The organism is uncultured Allobosea sp., assembly GCF_945956895.1.
GTDB lineage: Bacteria > Pseudomonadota > Alphaproteobacteria > Rhizobiales > Beijerinckiaceae > Allobosea.
The window spans coordinates 1-25010 of sequence record NZ_CAMFJF010000001.1; the positions used below are offsets into that span (position 1 = coordinate 1).

The 25010-nt window shown below is 66.5% G+C and carries 22 protein-coding genes; 18 read left to right on the top strand and 4 right to left on the bottom strand.

What is annotated here, in order from left to right:
* The first annotated feature begins 174 nt into the window (after positions 1-174).
* On the top strand, positions 175-882 hold the full coding sequence (phoB, locus tag Q0Q02_RS00005; protein WP_047576054.1) for a phosphate regulon transcriptional regulator PhoB: 708 nt from the start codon (positions 175-177) through the stop codon (positions 880-882).
* Between the two features lie 3 nt (positions 883-885).
* On the opposite strand, the gene Q0Q02_RS00010 is transcribed toward phoB, so the two are convergent.
* Together Q0Q02_RS00010 and Q0Q02_RS00015 are read right to left on the bottom strand one after the other, a co-directional pair.
* A complete protein-coding gene (locus Q0Q02_RS00010) occupies positions 886-1272 on the bottom strand; it encodes an STAS/SEC14 domain-containing protein (protein ID WP_293806004.1) in 387 nt (128 codons plus the stop codon).
* Positions 1273-1326: 54 nt separating this feature from the next.
* Complete coding sequence (locus Q0Q02_RS00015) at positions 1327-2253, bottom strand: LysR substrate-binding domain-containing protein (RefSeq protein ID WP_293806005.1); 927 nt, start codon at positions 2251-2253, stop codon at positions 1327-1329.
* A 94-nt stretch (positions 2254-2347) separates the two neighbouring features.
* On the opposite strand from Q0Q02_RS00015, the gene argH reads away from it, so the two are divergent.
* The 13 genes from argH (at position 2348) to lpdA (ending at position 18629) form a co-directional block, all read left to right on the top strand.
* Positions 2348-3763, top strand: coding sequence for an argininosuccinate lyase (gene argH, locus Q0Q02_RS00020; RefSeq protein ID WP_293806006.1), 1416 nt, complete (start codon positions 2348-2350; stop codon positions 3761-3763).
* Complete coding sequence (locus Q0Q02_RS00025) at positions 3760-4653, top strand: amino acid ABC transporter permease (protein WP_293806007.1); 894 nt, start codon at positions 3760-3762, stop codon at positions 4651-4653. Before argH ends, Q0Q02_RS00025 begins: the two co-directional genes overlap by 4 nt.
* Positions 4650-5444 (top strand): amino acid ABC transporter ATP-binding protein, encoded by a 795-nt coding sequence (locus tag Q0Q02_RS00030; RefSeq protein WP_293806008.1) that lies wholly within the window; start codon positions 4650-4652, stop codon positions 5442-5444. Before Q0Q02_RS00025 ends, Q0Q02_RS00030 begins: the two co-directional genes overlap by 4 nt.
* 35 nt (positions 5445-5479) lie before the next feature.
* Positions 5480-6310 (top strand): ABC transporter substrate-binding protein, encoded by an 831-nt coding sequence (locus Q0Q02_RS00035; protein WP_293806009.1) that lies wholly within the window; start codon positions 5480-5482, stop codon positions 6308-6310.
* Between the two features lie 282 nt (positions 6311-6592).
* Positions 6593-7771 (top strand): cell division protein ZapE, encoded by a 1179-nt coding sequence (gene zapE / locus Q0Q02_RS00040; RefSeq protein WP_293806010.1) that lies wholly within the window; start codon positions 6593-6595, stop codon positions 7769-7771.
* Between the two features lie 170 nt (positions 7772-7941).
* On the top strand, positions 7942-8541 hold the full coding sequence (locus tag Q0Q02_RS00045) for a TetR/AcrR family transcriptional regulator (protein ID WP_061969969.1): 600 nt from the start codon (positions 7942-7944) through the stop codon (positions 8539-8541).
* 311 nt (positions 8542-8852) lie between these two features.
* Positions 8853-9815: a malate dehydrogenase gene (mdh, locus tag Q0Q02_RS00050; RefSeq protein ID WP_293806011.1), complete on the top strand. Its 963-nt coding sequence runs from the start codon at positions 8853-8855 to the stop codon at positions 9813-9815.
* A gap of 78 nt (positions 9816-9893) precedes the next feature.
* Complete coding sequence (gene sucC / locus Q0Q02_RS00055; RefSeq protein ID WP_293806012.1) at positions 9894-11090, top strand: ADP-forming succinate--CoA ligase subunit beta; 1197 nt, start codon at positions 9894-9896, stop codon at positions 11088-11090.
* A gap of 9 nt (positions 11091-11099) precedes the next feature.
* Positions 11100-11984 carry a succinate--CoA ligase subunit alpha gene (gene sucD / locus Q0Q02_RS00060; protein ID WP_293806013.1) on the top strand — a complete coding sequence of 295 codons (885 nt, stop codon included), beginning with the start codon at positions 11100-11102 and terminating at the stop codon, positions 11982-11984.
* 156 nt (positions 11985-12140) lie between these two features.
* Positions 12141-15098, top strand: coding sequence for a 2-oxoglutarate dehydrogenase E1 component (locus Q0Q02_RS00065; RefSeq protein ID WP_293806014.1), 2958 nt, complete (start codon positions 12141-12143; stop codon positions 15096-15098).
* Between the two features lie 106 nt (positions 15099-15204).
* Positions 15205-16428, top strand: a complete 1224-nt coding sequence (odhB, locus tag Q0Q02_RS00070; RefSeq protein WP_293806015.1) for a 2-oxoglutarate dehydrogenase complex dihydrolipoyllysine-residue succinyltransferase — start codon at positions 15205-15207, stop codon at positions 16426-16428.
* A 16-nt stretch (positions 16429-16444) separates the two neighbouring features.
* A complete protein-coding gene (locus tag Q0Q02_RS00075; RefSeq protein ID WP_293806016.1) occupies positions 16445-17188 on the top strand; it encodes an SDR family oxidoreductase in 744 nt (247 codons plus the stop codon).
* A gap of 37 nt (positions 17189-17225) precedes the next feature.
* The gene (gene lpdA, locus Q0Q02_RS00080; RefSeq protein ID WP_293806017.1) at positions 17226-18629 is read left to right on the top strand and encodes a dihydrolipoyl dehydrogenase; all 1404 of its coding nucleotides are present in this window, start codon (positions 17226-17228) and stop codon (positions 18627-18629) included.
* A 292-nt stretch (positions 18630-18921) separates the two neighbouring features.
* On the opposite strand, the gene Q0Q02_RS00085 is transcribed toward lpdA, so the two are convergent.
* Positions 18922-19713, bottom strand: a complete 792-nt coding sequence (locus Q0Q02_RS00085; protein WP_293806018.1) for a class I SAM-dependent methyltransferase — start codon at positions 19711-19713, stop codon at positions 18922-18924.
* A 102-nt stretch (positions 19714-19815) separates the two neighbouring features.
* Entirely contained in the window at positions 19816-20676 is an 861-nt protein-coding gene (gene folD / locus Q0Q02_RS00090) for a bifunctional methylenetetrahydrofolate dehydrogenase/methenyltetrahydrofolate cyclohydrolase FolD (protein ID WP_293806019.1), read from the bottom strand.
* Positions 20677-20866: 190 nt separating this feature from the next.
* Between folD and Q0Q02_RS00095 the strand changes: the two genes are divergently transcribed.
* The 4 genes from Q0Q02_RS00095 (at position 20867) to Q0Q02_RS00110 (ending at position 24944) form a co-directional block, all read left to right on the top strand.
* Positions 20867-22192, top strand: coding sequence for a cytosine deaminase (locus Q0Q02_RS00095; RefSeq protein WP_293806020.1), 1326 nt, complete (start codon positions 20867-20869; stop codon positions 22190-22192).
* Complete coding sequence (locus Q0Q02_RS00100; RefSeq protein WP_293806021.1) at positions 22189-23613, top strand: FAD-binding oxidoreductase; 1425 nt, start codon at positions 22189-22191, stop codon at positions 23611-23613. The genes Q0Q02_RS00095 and Q0Q02_RS00100 overlap by 4 nt, the downstream gene beginning before the upstream one ends.
* A gap of 169 nt (positions 23614-23782) precedes the next feature.
* On the top strand, positions 23783-24364 hold the full coding sequence (locus tag Q0Q02_RS00105) for an NAD(P)H-dependent oxidoreductase (RefSeq protein WP_293806022.1): 582 nt from the start codon (positions 23783-23785) through the stop codon (positions 24362-24364).
* A 103-nt stretch (positions 24365-24467) separates the two neighbouring features.
* Positions 24468-24944 carry a MarR family winged helix-turn-helix transcriptional regulator gene (locus Q0Q02_RS00110; protein ID WP_293806023.1) on the top strand — a complete coding sequence of 159 codons (477 nt, stop codon included), beginning with the start codon at positions 24468-24470 and terminating at the stop codon, positions 24942-24944.
* Positions 24945-25010: the final 66 nt, after the last annotated feature.

Sequence of the window (25010 nt, forward strand, 5' to 3'; positions counted from 1 at the left end):
GGTCGAAGCGGTGACGGGAAACTGAACGAACACGAAGTGCCGTAGCCTTTCCGTCATGGTCGGGCTTGTCCCGACCATCCACGTCTTCGTCCCGGCAAGTGCCGCTCAAGACATGGATGCTCGCCACAAGGGCGAGCATGACGGCGGGCTCGAAAGACCGACGGAAAAAGAAGCATGGCCGCACGTATCCTGATCGTCGAGGACGAGGAGCCGCTTACCCTACTGCTGCGCTACAATCTCGAAGCCGAGGGCTTCGAGGTCGACAGCGTCGCGCGCGGGGACGATGCGGAGCTGCATCTGCGCGATCACACGCCTGATCTCGTCCTGCTCGACTGGATGTTGCCGGGTCTGTCCGGCATCGAGCTTTGCCGTCGGCTGCGTTCGCGTCGCGATACGGAGCGCGTGCCGATCATCATGCTCACGGCCCGCGGCGAGGAGACAGAGCGGGTGCGCGGGCTTGCGACCGGCGCCGACGACTATGTCGTGAAGCCGTTCTCGCTGCCGGAGCTGATCGCGCGCATCCAGGCGCTTCTTCGCAGGGCGAAGCCGGGTCACGTCGCGGGGTTGCTCGCGGCCGGCGATCTCGAACTCGACCGCACGACGCGCCGCGTCCGCCGCGCCGGCAGCGAACTGCATCTCGGGCCGACCGAGTTCCGCCTGCTGGAGTTCCTGATGCAGGCGCCGGGCCGGGTCTATTCGCGCGCCCAGTTGCTCGACGCCGTCTGGGGGCGCGACGTCTATATCGACGAGCGCACGGTCGACGTCCATGTCGGGCGCCTGCGCAAGGCGATCACGCCGGGCGATGCCAAGGACCCGCTGCGCACCGTGCGCGGCGCCGGCTATGCCTTCGACGAGACCTTTGCGCGGGGCGGCGCGGCGTAAGCTTCAGGCGTCCGGCCCGCCCTCGATATCGCCGACCCAGCGCTGTGCTTCCTCATAGTCCTGCGGCTTGAAGGCGCGAACCTTGACGAAGGGGATCGCCGGATCGAGCAGGTCGATCAGGCGGGCGAGCCAGCCCCTGTCTGTGATCACGGCCTCCTTGGGGAAGCGGCGCAGCTCCCGCAGCTTGCCGATGCTGTAGCGCGCATCCTTCCAGGCGGCGGCGAGCGTCATGTCGGTGAAATCGGTCATATCGGCGAGAATGCCGATCTTCTCGTGGCGGGCGAGCCTGGCGCCGATATCGGCCATGATCGCGTCGAGATCCTCGCCGGTCAGCGTCTGCGACAGGCGGTAGGCGGCGACATGGTCCGGCGCGGGCAGGATGGTGAGCATGGCTCCTCCTTCTCCGAGACAACGCGCGGACGAGGGTGAAGTTTCGCGTACCGATCAGGCTGACGCGACAGGCGCGCGCGTGGCGGCATCGAAGCTTTCGGCCTCGGCGCGCAGCCAGGCGATGAAGGCATCCAGGCCCGGGCGCGGCGGCTGGTCGAGCGGGCGCGTCAGCCAGCAGCCGATGGCGCTGGTGAAGCCGAGCCCCAGCGGATTGACGAGCGCGCCGGAAGCCAGTTCGTCGGCGACATAGCAGCGCGGCGCCAGCGCGAAACCCAGGCCTGCGACCGCGGCGCTGGTGATGACGGAATAATAGCCGTAGCGCACGGTATGCTCGGGCACCGCGCCGCGCAGGTCATGCGCCTCGGTAAACTCGGCCCAGAAGGTCGGCATCTGGTAATGCTGCAGCAGGGTCATCTTCTGGATGTCGGCGGCACGGCGGAAGCCGCCCATCCGTTCGATCAGGCTCGGCGCCGCGACGAGCGCGACATCGCGGCCGAACAGGAAATGCGCCTCCTTGCCGGGCCAGGGCGGGACGCCGTGGGCGATCTCGATATCCGGCTCCTCGGTCTCGCTCTCGCTGACATAGTTGGTGAACTGCACGTCGACGCCGGGATGGGCCTCGGCGAAGGCGGGAAAGCGCGCCATCAGCCAGCGTTCGCCGGCGATCGCGACCATGTGCAGGCGGATCGGCCGGGCGATGGCGTTGCGTTCCGCAAGGCGTCTTGCGCCGCGCTCCATCTGCTCCAGCGCCGCCTCGGCATAGGGCAGGTAGATCGCGCCGGCCTCGGTCAGCTTGAGGCCGAGCGGGCTGCGGTCGAACAGCACGGCGCCGAGATGATGTTCCAGCGAGAGGATCTGCTTGGAAACCGCGCTCTGGGTCAGGTTGACCGCCTGGGCGGCACGGGCCGTCGAGCCCAGCCTCGCAACGGTGGCGAACGCCCTGAGCGCCGCGGCTGAGGGAGGGGGGCGGCCGGCCGCCATGGGGTATTCCTTTTTGGACTATAGCGGCGGAGATCGTTTCGTTTGCCGGGCTCGCGGTCAAGAGGCCATTCTTCCGGGCGGGAGAAGTGACATCATGAACCAGACGACCCGCCTCTGGGGCGGCCGCTTCCGCAAGCAGCCGGACCCGCGCCTGATGAAGCTGTCGAGCGCGGCCGGCGAGCATGCCCGGCTGGTGCCGCAGGACGTCGCAGGCGGCAAGGCACATGCGGCCGAGCTCGGGCGCGCCGGCCTGCTGACGGCGCAGGAGCTTGAGACCATCTTGGCTGCACTCGACGGGATCGCCCGCGACACGGTCGCGGGGCGGATCGCGCCGGGACCGCAGGACGAGGATGTCCATACCTTCATCGAGCGCATCCTGACCGAGCGCATCGGCACGACGGGGGCGAAACTGCGCGCCGGGCGCTCGCGCAACGATCAGGCCGCCAACAATCTCAAGCTCTATCTGCGGAGTAAGTCGCGCTCGCTCGCCGGGATGCTGGCGGAACTGCTGACCGCGATCGCCGATCAGGCCGAGGAGCATGCGGCGTCCGTCTGCCCGGGCTTTACCCATCTCCAGAGCGCGCAGCCCGTCACTTTCGGCCATTGGCTGATGGCGCATGGCCAGGTGCTGATGCGCGATGCCTCGCGCCTGACCGATTGGGAGAAGCGCTCGGGCCAATCCCCGCTCGGGGCGGCGGCGCTCGCGGGCTCGGCGATCACGCTCAATCCGGAACTCAGCGCCAAGGCGCTCGGCTATGACGGCCCGTTCGAGAATTCGGTCGATGCGGTCGGCGCGCGCGACCATGTCGCGGAATTCCTGTTCGTCGCGGCGATGCTGGCGACCAATCTGTCGCGGCTGGCCGAAGAGGTGACGCTGTGGACCTCCCGGCAATTCGCCTGGGTGACGCTGGACGACGCCTTCGCGACGGGATCCTCGATCATGCCGCAGAAGAAGAACCCGGATATCGCCGAGATCTCGCGCGGCCGGGCGGCAAGGCTCGCCGGCGACCTCGTCACCATGCTCGGCGCGCTCAAAGGACTGCCGCTGTCCTATAACCGCGACCTCGCCGAGGATAAGCGCACCGGTTTCGATGCCGTCGACGTGCTGGAAGAGGTGCTGCCGGCCTTCGCCGGACTGATCGCCAGCATGAGCGCCGATGTCGCGACGATGCGGGCGCAGGCCGGTTCGGGCTTCGCGCTGGCGACGGAGGTGGCGGACCATCTGGCGCGCCAGGGCGTGCCCTTCGCCGAGGCGCATGAGATCACCGGCGCGCTGGTGCGCTATTGCGAGGAGATGGGCTGTGAGCTGGAAACGCTCGATGCCGTCGATCTCCGCGCCGTCGATCCGAGGCTCGATGCCGGTGTGCTCGATCATCTGACATTGGATGCGGCAGTCGCCGCGCGCAGCGGCCATGGCGGCACGGCGCCGGACAGGGTGCGCGAGCAGATCGCGCGCTTCCGCGGCAAGCTCGCCGATCTCGAAGCCTGGAGCCGGGAGACGCAGCGATGAGCGACGCGACCTCGCCGATCAGCAGCCGCGACCTCGCCGCCGTCTCGCATCTCCGGATCGTGCCGCGGCGCTTCTACGGGCGCTGGATTGCGTCGGCAATCATCCTCGCCATCCTCGCCTGGGTGGTGATGGCCTTCGTCGAGGGCGACATCGCCTGGCCGGTCGTCCGGCAGTTCTTCACCGCGCCGGCGATCATTGCCGGTCTCGGCAATACGCTGGTCATGACGGCCTGCGCCATGGCGCTGGGCATCGTGCTCGGCGTCGTCTTCGCCATCATGTACATGTCGCCGAACCCGGTGCTGCGCAGCGTCGCGCTGTTCTACATCTGGTTCTTCCGGGGCACGCCGCTGCTGCTCCAGCTCCTGATCTGGTTCAACCTGGCGCTGGTCTTTCCGACCATCGGCATTCCCGGCCTGTTCTCCTGGCGCACGATCGACATCATCGGGCCGTTCATGGCGACGCTGCTCGGGCTCGGCATGAACCAGGGCGCCTATACCGCCGAGGTGGTGCGCGGCGGCATCCTCTCCGTCGATACCGGGCAGACCGAGGCCGCCAAGGCGATCGGCATGACGCGGCTCACGACTCTGCGCCGGATCGTGCTGCCGCAGGCGATGCGGGTCATCATCCCGCCGGTCGGCAACGAGGTCATCAGCATGGTCAAGCTGACCTCGGTCGCGAGCGTGATCCAGTATGCCGAGATCCTGCGCAACGCGCAGACGATCTATTACGCCAATGCCCGCGTCATCGAGTTGCTGATCGTGGCGGCCGGCTGGTACCTGCTCGTGGTGACGATCTTGCAGGTCGGACAGTATTTCCTCGAACGCCATTTCGCGAAGGGCCGGGGAGGGCGGCGCGTCAAGCGCGCGGCGGTGCAGGAGGACGCGGCATGAGCGCGGCTGAGACCCAGGCGAAGGCCGATAGCGCGATCGTCACGATCGCCAATGTCAGCAAGCTCTTCGGCGACCTGAAGGCGCTGAACAACGTCTCGCTTTCGATCGAGCCCGGCACGGTCCAGTGCATCATCGGGCCGTCGGGCTCGGGCAAGTCGACGCTGCTGCGCTGCATCAACCAGCTCGAGAAGATCGACCAGGGCGCGATCCGCGTCGATGGCGAATTGATCGGCTATCGCCGCGTCGGTGACGAATTGCACGAATTGACCGATGTCGAGATCGCGCGCCAGCGCCTCGTCACCGGGATGGTCTTCCAGCGCTTCAACCTGTTCAACCACATGACGGCGTTGCAGAACATCATCGAGGGACCGCTCACCGTGCTGAAGCAGCCGCGCAAGCAGATCGTCGCCGAGGCGATGGCGCTGCTGGAGCGGGTCGGCCTCGCCGACAAGCGCGATTCCTATCCGAGCGAGCTTTCGGGCGGGCAGCAGCAGCGTATCGCGATTGCCCGCGCGCTGGCGATGAAGCCCAAGCTGATGCTGTTCGACGAGCCGACCTCGGCGCTCGACCCCGAACTCGTCGGCGAGGTGCTCAACGTCATGCGCGACCTCGCGGCTTCCGGCATGACCATGATCGTGGTCACCCACGAGCTCGGCTTCGCCCGCGAGGTCGCGAGCGATGTCGTCTTCATGGACAAGGGCGAGATCGTCGAGCAGGGCCCGCCGCAGACTGTACTCGTCGCGCCCAGGCAGGCGCGCACCCGCGATTTCATCGCCGCCGTCCTGAAGTGACGACGGTGAATCCGTTCAGTAGAGGGAGAGACCACATGCTTCGTTTGACCATCGCCGCCGCGCTTCTCGCCGGCACCACGCTCGCCGCGCAGGCCCAGGCCCTGCCAGACCGCATCAAGACCGCCGGCAAGATCGTGATCGCAACCCAGCCGAACTATCCGCCGATCACCTTCAAGGATGTCGCGACCAACCAGCTCTCGGGCTTCGACATCGAGCTCGGCGAGGCGATCGCCAAGGAGCTCGGTGTCAAGGTCGAGTGGCAGGAGACCGCCTTCGCCCAGATGCTGCCCTCACTGCAGACCGGTCGTGTCGACGCCGTGATGGCGGGCATGAGCGATCTGCCGGCGCGGCGCGAGACCGCCGATTTCATCGACTACATGGATTCCGGCGCGCAGTTCTATACGGTCACCGCCTTCAAGGACACGATCAAGACCCCCGAGGATCTCTGCGGCAAGAGCGTCGGCGCCAGCCGCTCGACCAACTGGCCGCGCCAGATCGGTGAGTGGAGCGAGGCGAACTGCGTCGCCAAGGGCAAGCCGGCGATCAACGTGGTCGGCACCGAGGGCTCGGTCGATGCCCGCACCCAGCTCAAGACGCAGCGTCTGCAGGGCGGCGTCCAGGGTAGCGAGACGATGAGCCATTTCCAGAAGCTGGAGCCGAACACCTATATCCCGCTCGGCAAGCCCTTCACCCATTCGCTGGCCGGCATCCCCTTCGCCAAGACGGCGGAAGGCACGCAGCTGCGTGATGCGGTCAAGGGCGCGCTCGACCGGCTCCAGGCCAACGGCACCTATGACGCGCTGATCAAGAAATACGGCCTGCTCGACAACGCGGTGAAGCCGGTCAGCATCAATCAGGGCAAGTGAGTCTCTGGACGGCGGGGTATTTGTCCCCGCCGCTTTGAAACGACGCCGTCATTCCGGGCGGAGCGAAGCGGAGACCCGGAATCCATCGTAGAGCGCGTCGCCCTTCGATGGATTCCGGATCGGCGCGGCTTCGCCGCTTGTCCGGAATGACGGCGTTCTTCGTGGGATTCGCTGCGCGTTGCCGCGTTTGCGCGATCAAGCAACCCGTAGCGCGGGCTTGCAGGCTCGGCTGCGCTGCCGTAACCCGGGCAGGTCTTATCCGGATCGCCAGCGCCCGCCGTCATGTCAGCCTCGATCACCGACCGTTATGCCGCCCTGGTCGAGGCGGGCGCCATCGAGCGCGATCCCGCGCAGGTCGCAGTAGTCAAGAAGCTCCAGGCGCTAACCGAAACGCTCGCCGCCCGGCGCCTGGCCCGCAAGGGCAGCGCGCTCGGCTGGCTCTTCGGCAAGAAGCCGGACACGGCGGCTGCGCCGAAGGGGCTCTATGTCTGGGGCTCGGTCGGCCGCGGCAAGACCATGCTGATGGACATGTTTTTCGAGGCGGCGCCGGTGAAGCGCAAGCGCCGCGTGCATTTCCACGAATTCCTCGCCGACGTTCATGGCCGCATCAATGCCTACCGTCAGAAGGTCAAGAGCGGGGAGGTCAAGGATTCCGATCCGATCGCGCCCGTCGCGGCGGATCTCGCGGAAGAAGCCTATCTGCTCTGCTTCGACGAGTTCACCGTCACCGACATCGCCGATGCGATGATCCTCGGCCGGCTGTTCACGGCACTCTTCGTGGCCGGCGTCGTGGTGGTCGCGACCTCAAATGTCGAGCCGTCGCGGCTCTATGAGGGCGGGCTCAACCGGGCGCTGTTCCTGCCCTTCATCGCATTGCTGCAGACCAAGGTTGAGGTGCTCAAGCTCGACGCGCGCACCGATTTCCGGCTGGAGAAGCTGGGCGGCGCGCCGGTCTATCATGTCCCGGCCGACGAGAAGGCGAAGGCCGCGCTCAATGCCGCCTTCAAGGCGCTGTCGGGCAAGGCGCATGGGCACAAGGCCGTGCTGAGCGTGCAGGGGCACGAACTCGTCCTGCCGCAGGCGGCCGGCGGCGTGGCGCGGGCGAGTTTCGCCGATCTCTGTGCCCAGGCCTATGGTGCCTCGGACTACATCGCCCTGGCGCAGCGCTTCCACACGCTGATGCTCGATGACATTCCGATCCTCGACTACGACCGTCGCAACGAGGCCAAGCGCTTCATCATCCTGATCGACACGCTCTACGAGCATCATGTGAAGCTCGTCGCCTCGGCGGCGGCCGAGCCGCATGAGCTCTACCGCGCCAGGCAGGGGCGCGAGGCCTTCGAGTTCGACCGCACCGTCTCCCGCCTGATCGAGATGCGCTCCGAGGACTATCTGGCGATGCCGCATGGCCGGCCGGATTCCACGGCGAGCGGGGACACGACAGGATTGGTCGAGACGTGAGCTTCGCCGCCGATCAGAAGGAGGCAGTCATCCCGGGCAAGCTGCGCAGCAGCGCCGACCCGGGATCCATGCCTGAACCTTGCTCGGCAGCGCTCCGGGATGGATCCCGGGTCAAGCCCGGGATGACGGTGTGGTTCCTTGCGAACCCAGGATCGGGGAGCCGCTGAGCCATGCCGCAGCGCGAGCCGAGCGAGACCCGCATCCTCACGGTCGCCGGCGAACATCTGCGCAAGTTCGGGCTGAAGCGCTTCACGGTCGTTGCCGTGGCGGAAGAGGCGGGCATGACCCATGCCAATGTCTACCGCTACTTCCCGTCCAAGGGTGCGCTGATCGACGCGGTCGTCGATGTCTGGCTGAAGGCGACCGAGCGGCGGCTGGCCGATGTCGCTGATGGCCCCGACCCGGCCGACGACAAGCTCGAGCGCCTGATCCTGGCGCTGGCCAAGGCCAATCGCGACCTGTTGACCGAGGAACCGCATCTCTTCGCGGCGCTGTCGCTGGCCGTTGCCAAGCGGCACGCGATCAGCCGGCGCAACCGCACCCGCGTGCGGGCCCTGTTCGAGCGGGTGGTCGACGAGGGCATGGCCACCGGCGTGTTCGAGCCACGCGACCGCGACCGGGCGATCGCCTTCGTCATCGACGCCACCAATCGCTTCATCCACCCCGCCTCGCTGGCGCTGGAGGCCGATGTGCCGCAGGCATCCGTCGATACGCGGCTCTCGACCCTTATCCGGGTGATCCTGCGGGTGCTCGGCAGCGGGATCGTGTGAATAATCTGGTGACGAATTACAATATCTGTAAATTGTAATTGCTGGATTTCGTTCCTGCTGGAACCGAGTGCGATTGCCAGTCTCATCTAAGCTATTGAAAAATATAAGCCGCTCTCGCGCGGTATCGCGCGTGGCGTCCGCTGCCCGAGAAAAGCCGCTTTTTCGGCAAGGGTTGCGGCAAAAGGCCGGTTTGGGCCAAAGGAACGCACGGTTTGGCCGGGTCCCCGGCCTGTCGCAGCGCCAAGGCATTTTGAATGTCGAAGCCGGCAGCAGCCGGATCGATGGTAGCGCCAGAAACAAAGGACTAGGCAATGGCCCGTAAGAAGATCGCCCTCATCGGCTCCGGCCAGATCGGCGGCACGCTCGCCCACCTCGCCGGCCTCAAGGAACTGGGCGACGTCGTCCTGTTCGACATCGCCGAGGGCATCCCGCAGGGCAAGGGCCTGGACATCGCCGAGTCCTCGCCGGTCGACGGCTTCGACGCCGGCTACAAGGGCACGAACTCCTACGAGGACATCAAGGGCGCCGACGTCATCATCGTCACCGCCGGCGTGCCGCGCAAGCCCGGCATGAGCCGCGACGACCTGATCGGCATCAACCTCAAGGTGATGAAGTCGGTCGGCGAAGGCATCAAGCAGTACGCTCCGAAGGCCTTCGTGATCTGCATTACCAACCCGCTCGACGCGATGGTCTGGGCTCTCCAGAAGTTCTCGGGCCTGAAGCCCAACATGATCTGCGGCATGGCCGGCGTGCTCGATAGCGCCCGCTTCCGCTACTTCCTCGCCGAGGAGTTCAACGTCTCGGTCAAGGACGTCTCGGCCTTCGTGCTCGGCGGCCATGGCGACGACATGGTGCCGCTGGTCCGTTACTCGGGCGTCGCCGGCATCCCGCTGCCGGACCTCGTCAAGATGAAGTGGACCACGCAGGAGAAGCTGGACGCCATCGTCGAGCGCACCCGCAAGGGCGGCGGCGAGATCGTCAACCTGCTCAAGACCGGCTCGGCCTTCTATGCTCCGGCTGCCTCCGCGATCGCGATGGCCGAGAGCTATCTCAAGGACCAGAAGCGCGTCCTGCCGGCGGCGGCTGCGCTGAAGGGCCAGTACGGCGTCAAGGACATGTTCGTCGGCGTTCCCGTCGTGATCGGTGCCAAGGGCGTCGAGCGCGTCGTCAAGATCCGCCTCAACGGCGCAGAGAAGGAGATGCTGGCGAAGTCGGTGGCTTCGGTCCAGGGCCTGATCGACGCCTGCAAGACCGTCGACCCGTCACTCGCGTGATCTAACTGAAGGCGGCGAGCGTCGATCCGCTTCGCCGCCTTTTCGTCTTCATTTGTCGCTGTCAGGGAAACCGAGCACATGAACATCCACGAATACCAGGGCAAAGCCATTCTCAAGGAATTCGGCGCGCCCGTTTCGGCCGGTTTCCCGGCGCTGACGGTGGCTGAGGCGGTCGAGGCCGCCAAGAAGCTGCCGGGCCCGCTCTATGTCGTAAAGTCGCAGATCCACGCCGGCGGGCGCGGCAAGGGCAAGTTCAAGGAACTGCCGGCCGACGCCAAGGGCGGCGTGCGCCTCGCCAAGTCGGTCGCGGAGGTCGAGGCCTTCGCCAAGGAGATGCTCGGCAACACGCTGGTGACCGTGCAGACCGGCCCGGCCGGCAAGCAGGTCAACCGCCTCTATATCGAGGACGGCTCGGACATCGAGAAGGAGTTCTACCTCTCGGCGCTGGTCGACCGCGAGACCTCGCGCATCGCCTTCGTCGTCTCGACCGAAGGTGGCATGGACATCGAAGCCGTCGCCCATGACACGCCCGAGAAGATCAAGACCTTCTCGGTGGATCCGGCGACCGGCATCATGCCGCATCACGGCCGCACCGTCGCCAAGACGCTGGGCCTGACCGGCGACCTCGCCAAGCAGGCCGGCACGGTCCTGGCCCAGATCTACAACGCCTTCGTCGCCAAGGACATGGCGATGCTCGAGATCAACCCGCTGATCGTGACCACTCAGGGTCAGATCAAGTGCCTCGACGCCAAGGTGAACTTCGACTCCAATTCGCTCTATCGCCACCCGGATGTCGTCGCGCTGCGCGACGAGACCGAGGAGGACGCCAAGGAGATCGAGGCCTCCAAGTACGACCTCGCCTATATCGCGCTCGACGGCACGATCGGTTGCATGGTCAACGGCGCCGGCCTCGCCATGGCGACGCTCGACATCATCCAGCTCTACGGGGAATCGCCCGCCAACTTCCTCGACGTCGGCGGTGGCGCCAGCGAAGAGAAGGTGACGGCGGCGTTCAAGATCATCACCGCCGATCCGAAGGTGAAGGGCATCCTCGTCAACATCTTCGGCGGCATCATGAAGTGCGACGTCATCGCGCGCGGCGTGATCGCGGCGGTGAAGGCCGTCGGCTTGCAGGTTCCGCTGGTCGTGCGCCTCGAAGGCACGAATGTCGAGGAAGGCAAGAAGATCATCCGCGAGTCCGGCCTCAACGTCATCCCCGCCGACGACCTTGACGACGCCGCGCAGAAGATCGTCGCCGCGGTCAAGAAGGCCTGAGGAGCAGACATGTCCATCCTGATCGACAAGAACACCAAGGTCATCTGCCAGGGCTTCACCGGCAAGAACGGCACCTTCCACTCCGAGCAGGCGATCGCCTATGGCACGCAGATGGTCGGCGGCACCTCGCCGGGCAAGGGCGGTTCGCTCCATCTCGGCCTGCCCGTCTTCGACACCGTCGCAGAGGCCCGCGACGCCACCGGCGCCGATGCGTCGGTCGTCTATGTGCCGCCTCCGGGCGCAGCGGACGCGATCTGCGAGGCGATCGACGCCGAGATCCCGCTGATCATCTGCATCACCGAGGGCATCCCGGTGCTCGACATGGTGCGCGTGAAGCGCTCGCTCTCGGGCTCGAAGTCGCGCCTGATCGGCCCGAACTGCCCCGGCGTCGTCACCGCTGGCCAGTCGAAGATCGGCATCATGCCGGCGAACATCTTCAAGCCGGGCAATGTCGGCATCGTCTCGCGCTCGGGCACACTGACCTATGAGGCGGTGTTCCAGACCACGAACGAGGGCCTCGGCCAGACCACGGCCGTCGGCATCGGCGGCGATCCGGTCAAGGGCACCGAGTTCATCGACATGCTCGAGATGTTCCTGGCGGATCCGAAGACCGAGTCGATCGTCATGATCGGCGAGATCGGCGGCTCGGCCGAAGAGGACGCGGCGCAGTTCATCAAGGACGAGGCGAAGCGCGGCCGCAAGAAGCCGATGGTCGGCTTCATCGCCGGTCGCACGGCTCCCCCCGGCCGTCGCATGGGGCATGCGGGCGCGATCATCTCGGGCGGCAAGGGCGGCGCCGAGGACAAGATCGCGGCGATGGAAGCGGCCGGCATCCGGGTCTCGCCCTCGCCGGCGCGCCTTGGAAAGACCTTGGTCGAAGTGTTGAAGGGCTGAGGCGCAAGCGGCGCGGCCGGGGCGATCCCGGCCACGCCGTGCGGTCTTTGGTTACGAAACGATTAGGTTGGGCTTGAGGCCCGGCCGAACGAATTAAAAGGATGTCCGGGCAAGGGTTCGGACATGGCTTAAGCGGCGAAGGAAGGCAGGAGCATCATGGCTCGCCAGGACATCAACGAGGCTCTCGCGCAGACCGGCTTCCTCTATGGCGGCAACGCCGCCTATATCGAGGATCTCTATGCCCGCTACGAGGCCGACCCCAAGTCGGTCGACGAGCAGTGGCAGAGCTTCTTCGGCGCGCTGAAGGACGACAAGGAAGCCGTTCTGCAGAACGCCAAGGGCGCGTCCTGGAAGAAGCCGAACTGGCCGGTCGTCGCCAATGGCGAGCTGGTCTCGGCGCTGGACGGCAACTGGGCCGTCGTCGAGAAGGTGATCTCCGACAAGCTCGGAGCCAAGGCCAAGGCCGCCGGCACCGCGCTCTCCGCGGCGGACGTGCAGCAGGCGACCCGCGATTCCGTGCGCGCGATCATGCTGATCCGCGCCTACCGGATGCGCGGCCATCTCCATGCCAAGCTCGACCCGCTCGGGATTGAGAGCCGCACCGACCATGAGGAATTGTCGCCGGCCGCTTTCGGCTTCACCGACGCCGATCTCGACCGCAAGATCTTCATCGACAACGTGCTCGGCATGGAATTCGCAACCATCCGCGAGATGGTCGCGGTGCTGCAGCGGACCTATTGCGGCACGGTCGGCATCGAGTTCATGCACATCTCCGACCCCGAGCAGAAGGCCTGGCTGCAGGAGCGCATCGAGGGGCCGGACAAGGAGATCGCCTTCACCAAGGAAGGCAAGAAGGCGATCCTGAACAAGCTCGTCGAAGCCGAAGGCTTCGAGAAGTTCCTCGACCTCAAGTTCACCGGCACCAAGCGCTTCGGCCTGGATGGCGGCGAGGCGCTGGTCCCGGCGCTGGAGCAGATCATCAAGCGCGGCGGCGCGCTCGGCGTGCGCGACATCGTCTTCGGCATGGCCCATCGCGGCCGCCTCAACGTGCTGACCCAGGTCTTGGGCAAGCCGCATCGCGCGCTGTTCCACGAGTTCAAGGGCGGCTCCTTCGCCCCCGACGACGTCGAGGGTTCGGGCGACGTGAAGTACCATCTCGGTGCTTCGTCGGACCGCGAGTTCGACGGCAACAACGTCCATATCTCGCTGACCGCCAACCCGTCGCATCTCGAGATCGTCGACCCTGTCGTGCTCGGCAAGGTGCGCGCCAAGCAGGACCAGTTCGGCGACATCGTCGAGCGCTCGAAGGTGCTGCCGCTGCTGATCCATGGCGACGCGGCCTTCGCCGGCCAGGGCGTCGTGGCGGAGTGCCTCGGCCTCTCCGGGCTGAAGGGCCACCGCACCGGCGGCTCGCTGCATTTCATCATCAACAACCAGATCGGCTTTACCACCTATCCGCGCTATTCGCGCTCCTCGCCCTATCCGTCCGACGTGGCGAAGATGGTCGAGGCCCCGGTCTTCCATGTGAACGGCGACGATCCGGAAGCGGTCGTCTTCGCGGCCAAGGTCGCGATCGAGTTCCGGCAGAAGTTCCACAAGCCGGTCGTGATCGACATGTTCTGCTATCGCCGCTTCGGCCATAACGAGGGCGACGAACCGGGCTTCACCCAGCCGCTGATGTACCGCAAGATTCGCGGCCACAAGTCGACATTGGAGCTCTACGGCGCCAAGCTCGAAGCCGAGGGCGTGATCGCCGCCGGCGAGCTTGACGCGATGCGCGCCGGCTGGAAGGGCAAGCTCGAGGTCGAGTTCGACGCCGGCCAGGCCTTCAAGCCGAACAAGGCCGACTGGCTCGACGGCCGCTGGGCCGGCATGAAGGCGATCCGCGCCGACGAGGACGATCCGCGCCGCGGCGCCACCGGTGTTCCCGCCGCCGTGCTCAAGGAGATCACCGAGAAGATCACGGCCGTTCCGGCCGGCTTCAACGTCCACAAGACGATCCAGCGCTTCCTCGACAACCGCAAGAAGGCGGTCGAGAGCGGCGAGGGCATCGACTGGGCGACGGCTGAGGCGCTGGCCTTCGGCTCGCTGCTGCTCGACGGCAACCCGGTCCGCCTCTCCGGCCAGGATTGCGAGCGCGGCACCTTCTCGCAGCGCCATTCGGTGCTGATCGACCAGGAGACCGAAGCCCGCCACACCTCGCTGAACCATATCCGGGAGGACCAGCCCCGCTACGAGGTCATCAACTCGATGCTCTCGGAAGAGGCCGTGCTCGGCTTCGAATACGGCTATACCCTGTCGGAGCCGAACGCTCTGACGATGTGGGAGGCGCAGTTCGGCGACTTCGCCAACGGCGCGCAGGTCGTGTTCGACCAGTTCATCTCGTCCGGCGAGCGCAAGTGGCTGCGCATGTCCGGCCTCGTCTGCCTGCTGCCGCATGGCTACGAGGGCCAGGGGCCGGAGCACTCCTCCGCCCGCCTGGAGCGCTTCCTGCAGATGTGCGCCGAGGACAACATGCAGGTGGCGAACTGCTCGACGCCTGCGAGCTACTTCCACATCCTGCGCCGCCAGCTGAAGCGCGACTTCCGCAAGCCGCTGATCCTGATGACGCCGAAGTCGCTGCTGCGCCACAAGCGCTGCATCTCCGACCTCGCCGACCTCGCCGAGGGCTCGACCTTCCACCGCGTGCTGGCCGACGATGCCGAGCGCGGCAAGTCGACCACCAAGCTGGTCAAGGACTCGAAGATCCGCCGCGTCGTGCTCTGCTCGGGCAAGGTCTATTTCGACCTGCTGGAGGAGCGCGAGAAGCGCGGCGTCGACGATGTCTATCTGATGCGCGTCGAGCAGCTCTATCCGTTCCCGCTGAAGACGCTGGCGCAGGAGCTGGGGCGCTTCAAGGGCGCCGACGTGGTCTGGTGCCAGGAAGAGCCGAAGAACATGGGCTCCTGGACCTTCGTCGAGCCCTATCTGGAATGGGTTCTGGGCCATGCCGGCTCGAAGTCGAAGCGCCCGCGCTATGTCGGCCGCCCGGCCTCGGCCGCGACCGCGACCGGCCTGATGTCCAAGCATCTCGCCCAGCTCAACGCCTTCCTCGACGAGGCCTTCGCGGCCTGACGACCTTCCCGGCAGCACCTGAGCGTGCTGCCGGATTCCATTGCCGCACCGACGCTTGTGCCGGTGCCGACCCGACCGCCAGAGAACGAGACAACAGAGGCCTGACATGGCGACCGAAATCCGCGTACCCACCCTCGGCGAATCCGTTTCCGAGGCCACCATCGGCAAGTGGTTCAAGAAGCCGGGCGAGGCGGTGAAGGCCGACGAGCCCCTGGTCGAGCTCGAGACCGACAAGGTGACGCTGGAAGTCAACGCGCCGGCCGCCGGCGTGCTCGGCGAGATCGTCGCCAAGGAAGGCGAGACGGTCGGCGTCAACGCGCTGCTCGGCTCGATCGCCGAAGGTGGTGCTGCCGCCGCTCCTGCTCCGAAGGCCGAGGTCAAGCCCGCCGCCGCTGCGCCGGCCGCCGAGGCCCCCAAGGCTGCCGCGACCAAGGCCGCCGATTCCGGCCCGGCCGTCTCGCGTCTGGCTGCCGAGAGCGGCGTCGATCCGGCGAATGTCTCTGCCTCAGGCAAGGATGGCCGCGTGACCAAGGGCGATATGCTCGCCGCGATCGCGACCGGCGGCGCTGCCGCCCCGGCCGCCGCGCCTGCGCCGATCGCCGTCCGCGCCCCGTCGGCGCCGGATGACGGCGCCCGCGAAGAGCGCGTCAAGATGACCAAGCTGCGCCAGACCATCGCGCGCCGGCTCAAGGAAGCCCAGTCCAACGCCGCGATGCTGACGACCTTCAACGAGGTCGACATGTCCGGCGTGATGGCGCTGCGCAATCAGTACAAGGACGTCTTCGAGAAGAAGCACGGCGTGAAGCTCGGCTTCATGGGCTTCTTCGTGAAGGCCTGCGTGCAGGCGCTGAAGGAAATCCCGGCGGTCAATGCCGAGATCGACGGCACCGACATCATCTACAAGAACTACTACCATATCGGCGTCGCCGTCGGCACCGAGAAGGGCCTGGTGGTTCCGGTCGTGCGCGATGCGGACGAGCTTTCGATCGCCGGCGTCGAGAAGAAGATCGGCGAGTTCGGCCGCAAGGCCCGCGACGGCAAGCTCTCGATCGAGGAGATGCAGGGCGGCACCTTCACCATCTCGAACGGCGGCGTCTACGGCTCGCTGATGTCGACCCCGATCCTGAACGCGCCGCAATCGGCGATCCTGGGCATGCACAAGATCCAGGAGCGCCCGGTCGTGGTCGGCGGCAAGATCGAGATCCGCCCGATGATGTATCTCGCGGTCAGCTACGACCACCGCATCATCGACGGCAAGGAAGCCGTGACCTTCCTCGTCCGCATCAAGGAAGGCCTGGAGGATCCGGCGCGCCTCGTGCTCGATCTCTGATCGCGCGGAGCAGGACGTGTCGGGCGTTGCGATCGTCACCGGCGGAAGCCGGGGAATCGGCCGGGCGACCGCGATCCTGCTCGCGGAGCGTGGCTACGATCTCGTCGTCAACTACCAGTCCAATGCCGACGCCGCGACTGATACGGTCGCGGCTATTCTCCGGCAGGGCAGGCAGGCCGTGGCGGTCAAGGGCGATGTCGGCGATGAGGCCGATGTCGCCGCGATCTTCGCCGCCGCTGACGGGCTCGGGCGCCTGACGGCGCTGGTCAACAATGCCGGCGTCATCGATGCCCCGCAGCGCCTCGACGAGATGGACCTCGCCCGGCTGGAGCGAATGTTCCGGATCAACCTGACCGGCAGCTTCCTCTGCGCCCGCGAGGCGGTGAAGCGGATGTCGACCCGCCATGGCGGGCAGGGTGGCGGCATCGTCAACCTGTCCTCCGCCGCGGCGGTGCTGGCCGGCGCCGGGCAATATCTCGACTATGCCGCAGCAAAAGCCGGCATCGACATCTTCACGCTCGGCCTCGCTCGCGAGGTCGCGGCCGAGGGCATCCGGGTCAATGCCGTCAGGCCCGGGATCATCGATACCGAGATCCATGCCAGCGGCGGCATGCCTGATCGCGTCGCGCTACTTCGCGACCAGCTTCCGATGAAGCGCGAGGGCACGGCGCGCGAGGTGGCGCAGGCGATCGCCTGGCTGCTCTCGGATGAGGCCTCCTACACCAACGGAACCGTCTTGAACGTGACCGGCGGGCGCTGAAGCGCCGCCGCATTTGAACACAGGAAAGGAAGTCACCATGGCTGCGGCCTACGATCTCGTCGTCATCGGAACCGGCCCCGGCGGCTATGTCTGCGCCATCCGCGCCGCCCAGCTCGGCCTCAAGGTCGCGGTGGTCGAGAAGCGCAAGACCCATGGCGGTACCTGCCTGAATGTCGGCTGCATCCCCTCCAAGGCGCTGCTGCACGCTTCCGAGATGTTCGAGGAAGCCGGCCACACCTTCGAGAAGCTCGGCATCGTCGTCGGCAAGCCGAAGCTCGACCTCAAGGCGATGATGGCCCACAAGCAGGAGACGATCGACGCCAACGTCACCGGCGTCGGCTTCCTCCTGAAGAAGAACAAGATCGACGCCTTCCACGGTACCGCCTCGATCCCCGCCGCCGGCAAGGTCGTCGTCACCGCCGAGGACGGCAAGACGCAGGAGATCGAGACCAAGAACATCGTCATCGCGACGGGGTCGGAATCGGCCCCGCTGCCGGGCGTGACCATCGACGAGAAGACCGTCGTGACCTCGACCGGTGCGCTCGAGATCGGCTCCGTGCCGAAGGAGCTCGTCGTGGTAGGCGCCGGCGTGATCGGCCTCGAGATCGGCTCGGTCTGGAGCCGTCTCGGCGCCAAGGTCACCGTCGTCGAGTTCCTGGACCGCATCCTGCCCGGCATGGATGGCGAGGTCGCCAAGCAGTTCCAGCGCATCCTGGAGAAGCAGGGCTTCAGCTTCCAGCTCGGCTCCAAAGTCACCAAAGTCGAGACGGGCAAGAAGGGCGCGACCGTCACCGTCGAGCCGGCGGCCGGCGGAGAGGCAAAGACGCTCAATGCCGATATCGTGCTGGTCGCGATCGGCCGCCGTCCGAACACCGATGGCCTCGGCCTCGACAAGGCCGGCGTCGCGACCGAGCGTGGCCGCGTCGTCATCGACGACCATTTCAAGACCAATGTCGCCGGCATCTACGCGATCGGCGACGTCGTGCGCGGGCCGATGCTGGCGCACAAGGCCGAGGATGAGGGTGTCGCGGTGGCCGAGATCATCGCCGGCAAGCACGGCCATGTGAACTACGACGCCATTCCCGGTATCGTCTACACCGCGCCGGAAGTCGCCGCGATCGGCAAGACCGAGGAAGAGCTGAAGGCGGCCGGCGTCGCCTACAAGGTCGGCAAGTTCCCGTTCACGGCGAATGGCCGCGCCCGCGCCATGCGCCATACCGAAGGTTTCGTGAAGGTGCTGGCCGATGCCGCGACGGACCGAGTGCTCGGCTGCCATATCATTGGCCCGCATGCCGGCGACCTGATCGCGGAAGTGACGGTGCTGATGGAGTTCGGCGGCTCGTCGGAAGACCTCGCCCGCACCTGTCACGCCCATCCGACGCTGGCCGAGGCGGTCAAGGAAGCCGCGATGGCGGTGGAGAAGCGCCAGATCCATATGTGATCGGGGCCGCTACGGCGGCCTGTCTCAAGCAGCCCGCGTTCTCCGGAGCGCGGGCTGTTTTGCGTTTCGGGTTATAGACTCGTCTTCACGGGTTCTGTCTCGCCATTCCGATGCAGGCCAAAAGCCAGAACCTGGAAGCTTTCGATCCGACGCTATTCCACTTGTCGTCATGCTCGCCCTTGTGGCGAGCATCCACGTCTTGAACACCGCGTTGTCCGAAGCAAAACGTGGATGGTCGGGACAAGCCCGACCATGACGGCAGCGCGGCGTTCCGGTCGGCCCCGAGCCCTCACTAATGCGGCGTGCCGCTCCTCTGGCAGACGAGGTGGAGGAGCCCGTCGCGCGTGGTGTCGTCGCCTGCGCCGATGGGGCGGCCGTCCTCGCCGAAGCGGGCGAGGGTCTCGAAGCCCGCCGCCGCGAGCTGGCGCTCCTGCGTCGCCAGGTCGATGAAGTAGAACAGTCCGCTCCAGCGATGGGCGGGATCGACATGGATGGCGTAATCCGCTTCCTCATGCGCGAAGGGCCGCAGCCGCAGATAGTTGAGCCAGCTCTGCGGATGCACCGAATTCACGATCTCCCGCGGGTGCCAGGAGCGCGCGTGTAGCGGCATGCCGCCGGCGCGGTGCCAGCCGCGATTATGGAAGGAGAAGGCGAAGACCCCGCCCGGCACCAGCACGTCATGCACGGATTCGATCACGGCAAGGCGCTCGGCATGGTCGAAGGCGCTGAGGATGGCCAGTGCGCCGAGCACGAAATCGAAGCGGCCGGGCCCGAACTCGCTGAGTGACCGGACATCGAGATCGAGGAAGGTGGCGCTCGGGAAATTGCGCCGGGCGACGCTGAGCATCGCCTGGGCCTTGTCGATCCCGACATAGTCGGCGACGTGCGGCAGCAAGGCATGTGTCGTGCGCCCGGAGCCGACACCGAGGTCGAGCAGGCGCTTGCCGGCATAATCCTCGCGGAAGTGCTCGAAGATCACGCGCTCGGCGGCGAAGAGGCTCTGCCCGCCATACCACTCGGCGATGTCGCTCCGGTCGAACAGGCCGGCATTGTGGCGCGCGATGTCGATGGTTGTGCCGTGCATGGCGCGCCTCCGGGTCTTGCGAAGGACTGCAAGGTGCCCCCGCGCGCGCCGCCAAACAAATTCTTGGTTAAGATATGCTTAACGCGATCGCTCGTTTGCGCCCTATCCCCGCCGCGCGTGGAACGCTGTCAGCGTGTTCTTGAGCAGGCAGGCGATGGTCATCGGGCCGACGCCGCCCGGGACCGGGGTGATCGCGCCCGCGACCTTCACGGCTTCCGCGAAATCGACGTCGCCGGTGAGCTTGCCGTCGGGCAGGCGGTTGATGCCGACATCGATCACGGTCGCGCCGGGCTTGATCCAGTCGCCCTTGACCATGCGCGGACGGCCGACCGCGGCGATGACGATATCGGCGCGCTTCACCACCGCCGACAGGTCGCGCGTGCGCGAATGGGCGATGGTGACGGTGCAGTCGGCCTGGAGCAGGAGCTGCGCGACCGGGCGACCGACCAGCTCGGAGCGGCCGATCACCACGGCGTCGAGCCCCGACAGCGAGGGCAGGGCCTGCTTCAGCAGAAGCATGCTGCCGAGCGGCGTGCACGGCACGAGGCCGTTCTTGCCGCCGGCGAGCAGGCCGGCATTGATCGGGTGCAGGCCGTCGACATCCTTGGCCGGGTCGATGGCATCGATGATCCGGCCGGTGTCGATATGCTTCGGCAGCGGCAGCTGGACGAGGATGCCGTCGACGTTATCGTCGGCATTGAGCTCGGCGAGCTTGGCGAGGAGCTGTGCTTCCGTCGTATCGGCCGGCAACCGGTGTGCGACCGAATTCATGCCGACCTCGACCGCGAGCTTCTCCTTCGAGGCGACATAGACCTTGCTGGCCGGGTCCTCGCCGACGAGGACGACATGGAGACCGGGAACGATCCCGCGCGCCGCCTTGATCGCTGCGACCTCACGGCCGATCTCGGCCCTGAGCGCAGCGGCAGTGGCCTTGCCGTCGATGATGCGGGCTTCGCCGGTCATGGGTCCGACCTCGTGTTGGCTGATGACGCCGCCCTCATGCGCGATCGCGCCGGTCCGGACAAGCCCGAATGCGTGGCTTCCCCGGCTGCGACGTCATCAGCGGGGGAGGAGGGGCCGGCGCGGCTTGCGACTGTTCCATCGGCCCGGTATCTCCGAACCGGAGCTTGAGAGGCAGGAGAGGCGAGACAACGTGACGACCGGTTTCGCCCGCCTACCCGATGCCTCCGCTTTCCGCCTGACCGACTTGCGCGTGCCTGCCTGCCTGATCGAGGGCGCTGCTATCCAGGTCGATCGCAACGGGCTAGCGCGCGTCGATCTTGCGATCGCTGATGGCCGCATCGCGGCGATCGAGCCTGCCGGGACGGCAAGCGCTGGGTCGAGAACTGCTTTGAGCCTCGACGGCGGCATTGCGCTGCCTCGGCTCGTCGATGCGCATGTCCATCTCGACAAGGGGCATATCTGGCCGCGCAGCCCCAATCCGGACGGCACCTTTCCCGGGGCGCTGAACACGGTCGGCGCCGATCGCGAGGCGAACTGGTCGGCTGAGGACGTGCGGGCGCGGATGGATTTCTCGCTGCGCGGCGCCTTCGCCCACGGCACGGCGGCGATGCGGACGCATCTCGATTCGCTGGGCAAGCAGATCGGCATCTCCTGGCCGGTCTATGCGGAATTGCGGGCGGAATGGGCAGGGCGTATCGCGCTTCAGGCTTCGCCGCTGTTCGGAGCGGATGCTGCGCTCGATCCCGCGCATATGCAGGCGATCGTCGCTGCCGTGAAGGCGCATGGCGACAGGCTGCTCGGCTGCGTCACCTACATGATCCCCGAGCTTGACCGGGCGCTCGACATCCTGTTCCGGGCAGCGATCGAGAACGGCTTCGATCTCGACTTCCATGTCGATGAGACCCAAGATCCGGCGGCACGCTCGCTGGAGCATATTGCGGAGGCGGCCCTGCGCCATCGCTTCACCGGCCGCATCCTCTGCGGGCATTGCTGCTCGCTCGCCCTTCAGGCGCCGGAGGACGAGGCGCGGATCATCGCCAAGGTTCGCGAGGCCGGCATCGACGTGGTCTCGCTGCCGCTGTGCAACATGTATCTGCAGGATCGCCAACAGAGCCGCACGCCGCGCTGGCGCGGCGTCACGGCGCTGCACGAGCTGAAGGCGGCCGGCGTGCCGGTGATGATCGCCTCCGACAATACGCGCGACCCGTTCTACGCCTATGGCGATCTCGATCTCGTCGAGGTGCTGCGCGAGGGCACCCGCATCCTCCAACTCGATCATTCCGGACCGGACTGGGCCGATGCCGTGGCACGGACCCCTGCCCAGACGATGGGCATCGAAGCCGGCGTCATCGCGGTCGGCGCCCCGGCTGATCTCATCCTGACGCGGGCGCGCGACTGGACCGAACTCTTCTCCCGGCCGCAGGCCGATCGCACCGTGCTGGTTTCCGGCAAGGCGATCAACCGGACGTTGCCGGACTACCGCGAACTCGACCATCTGATGGGCAGAGCATCATGACTGCACGCTACGACATCGCCACGCTGAAGGCGCGCCTCGGCAGCATTCGCACCGAGGAGAACCCGGCGCTGGTGAAGCAGAAGAGCCGCGACTTCTTCTGGTACTCGCCGATCCTGAAGCGTCAGCTCGATCATGTCGTGGCCGACATCGTCGTCTCGCCGACGAGCGAGGCCGAGGTCGTGCAAGTGCTGTCGGCTTGCCACGAGCTGGGCATTCCCGTGACGCCGCGCGGCACCGGCACCGGTAATTACGGGCAGGCGATGCCGCTCTCGGGCGGCGTGCTGCTCGACCTCTCCGGTTTCAACAAGGTCAAGGAGATCGCCGCCGGCCGCTATGTCGCCGAGCCCGGCGCGATCATGGCGCGGATCGACGACGAGACGCGCAGCGCTTCGCGGCAGGAACTGCGGCTGCATCCCTCGACCTACCAGACCGCCTCGATCGGTGGCTTCATCGCCGGCGGTTCGGGCGGCGTCGGCTCGATCAAATGGGGCGGCCTGCGCGACTGGGGCAACATCATCCGGCTCAGGGTCGCGACGATGGAGGCAAGCCCGCGCATCCTCGAGTTCTCCGGTGAGGATCTGCACAAGGTCGCCCATGCCTATGGCACCAACGGCATCATCACCGAGGTCGAGATGCCGCTCGGCCCGGCCTACAACTGGGTCGATGTCATCGTCGGCTTCGAGGACCTGCGCACCGCGACCGAATTCGCCAATGCGGTCGGCGAGCAGGACGGGCTCGCGCTGAAGAACCTCAGCGTTGTCGCGGCGCCCGCGCCGCACGACTACTTCCTGCGCCATCGCAAGTTCCTGCCCCGCGACAGCCATCTCGTCATCGTCATGGCCGCCGATTTCGCGGTGGATGCGCTTTGCGCCTATGCGCGGCGCTTCAAGGGCGCGGAGCTGCTGCTGCGCACCGACAAACTCGCGCCCGAGGATGCCAAGGGCCTGCCGCCGGCCTATGAGCTCGGCTGGAACCACACGACGCTGCGGGCTTTGCGCGTCGATCCGGCGATCACCTATCTGCAGGTACTCTATCCCTTCCCGAACCAGGTCGATCTCGTGGACAAGATCCATGCCCGCCTCGGCGACGAGGTGACCTGTCATCTCGAATTCGTGCGCTTCGACGGCAAGATCACCTGCTTCGGCCTGCCGCTGGTGCGCTTCACCAGCGAAGAGCGGCTGGAGGAGATCATGGCGATCCACGAAGAGATGGGCGCGCCGATCTTCAATCCGCATCGCTACACGCTGGAGGAGGGCGGCATGAAGCAGACCGACGAGACGCAACTCGCCTTCAAGCGCGAGGCCGATCCGCAGGGCCTGCTCAACCCCGGCAAGATGATCGCCTGGGAGGACCCGAGCTACGATTATCGCTCGGGCAAGACCTTCCTGTTCCGCAGCCTTGCCGAAGCCGGGGTCGGCTAAGGACCTTACTGGCTTCGCAGGGAAATACGGCGTCATCCCGGGCTTGCCCCGGGATCCATCGAAGGGCGCCGGCGCTCTACGATGGATCCCGGATCGACGCCGCTTCGCGGCTTGTCCGGGATGACGTCGTGGTTCCTTCGGAACGCAATCCGCTCTTGGAGACACCGCCATGCGCGTCCTCGTCCTCTATGCCCATCCTGTGCCGGAGAGCTTCGGCGCCGCCATCCATGAGACGGTCGTCGCCAGCCTGAGGGCGGCGGGGCACGAGGTCGACGATTGCGATCTCTATGCGGAGGGGTTCGACCCGGTGCTGAGCCGGGAGGAGCGGCGCGGCTATCACGACACGGACAGCAACACGCTGCCTGTTGCCGGCTATGTCGAGCGGGTGAAGCGGGCCGAGGCGCTGGTGCTGTGTTTCCCGGTCTGGAATTTCGGCTATCCTGCGATTCTGAAGGGATTTCTCGACCGCGTCTTCCTGCCTGGCGTCTCGTTCAAGATGGTCGATGGCAAGGCACAGCCAGCTTTGCATAACATCCGCCGGCTCGTCGCGGTGACGAGCTATGGCGGCTCGCGCTGGCGCGCCTTCCTGATGGGCGACCCGCCGCGCAAGGCGGTCTGCCGGGCGCTGCGCGCCGTCTGCCACCCGCTGGCGCGTACGACCTATCTCGCCCATCATGAGATGAATCTCTCGACACCGACCAGCCGGGCGGCTTTCCTGAAGAAAGTTGCGGCGAAACTCGCGCTCTCTTAGCTCTGACATTCGATTGTCATCCGTCTGTCATGTTCGCGCGCGAATACGCAGCCGGCGAAGCGTCTGCTTACCCGTCCAAGGATCGGCCCGAAGGATCGACCCCATGACCAAGGCAATCGAGAAGAGTGTCGGCCGTGCCCTGCTCGTCACCGCGCGGCTGCATCGCTCGCGGATGGGCGAGAGGCTGAACGGGCTGGGTTTGTTTCCCGGGCAGGAGCAGGCGCTGAAGGCCCTGCAGCCGGCTGCGATGACGATGGGCGAGCTCGCGGCACTGCTGCGCGTCAAGCCGCCGACCGTGTCGAAGACGATCGGGCGGCTTTCGCTGCAAGGGCTTGTGACGCGCGAGGGCGGCAATCGCGACGGCCGTTTGGTACAGGTCGCGCTGACCGAAGCCGGTCAGAACACGGCGGCCGAGCTCGACGCAGTCTGGAACGAGGTTGAGGAAGAGCTCCTTGACAAGCTCGACGGCAAGGAGCGCAAGCAATTGCGCAAGCTCCTGCGTAAGGCGGCCAAGGGTCTTTCCAAGGCCGGTGCCGACCATGACGATCCCGAGCTCGACGAGGCCGATAGCGACGCCTGATTTCTGCATGGAGTGCATGCTCCGGTGTAGTGGCAACGCGAGCTAAATCGGTTCAATCTGCTCTCG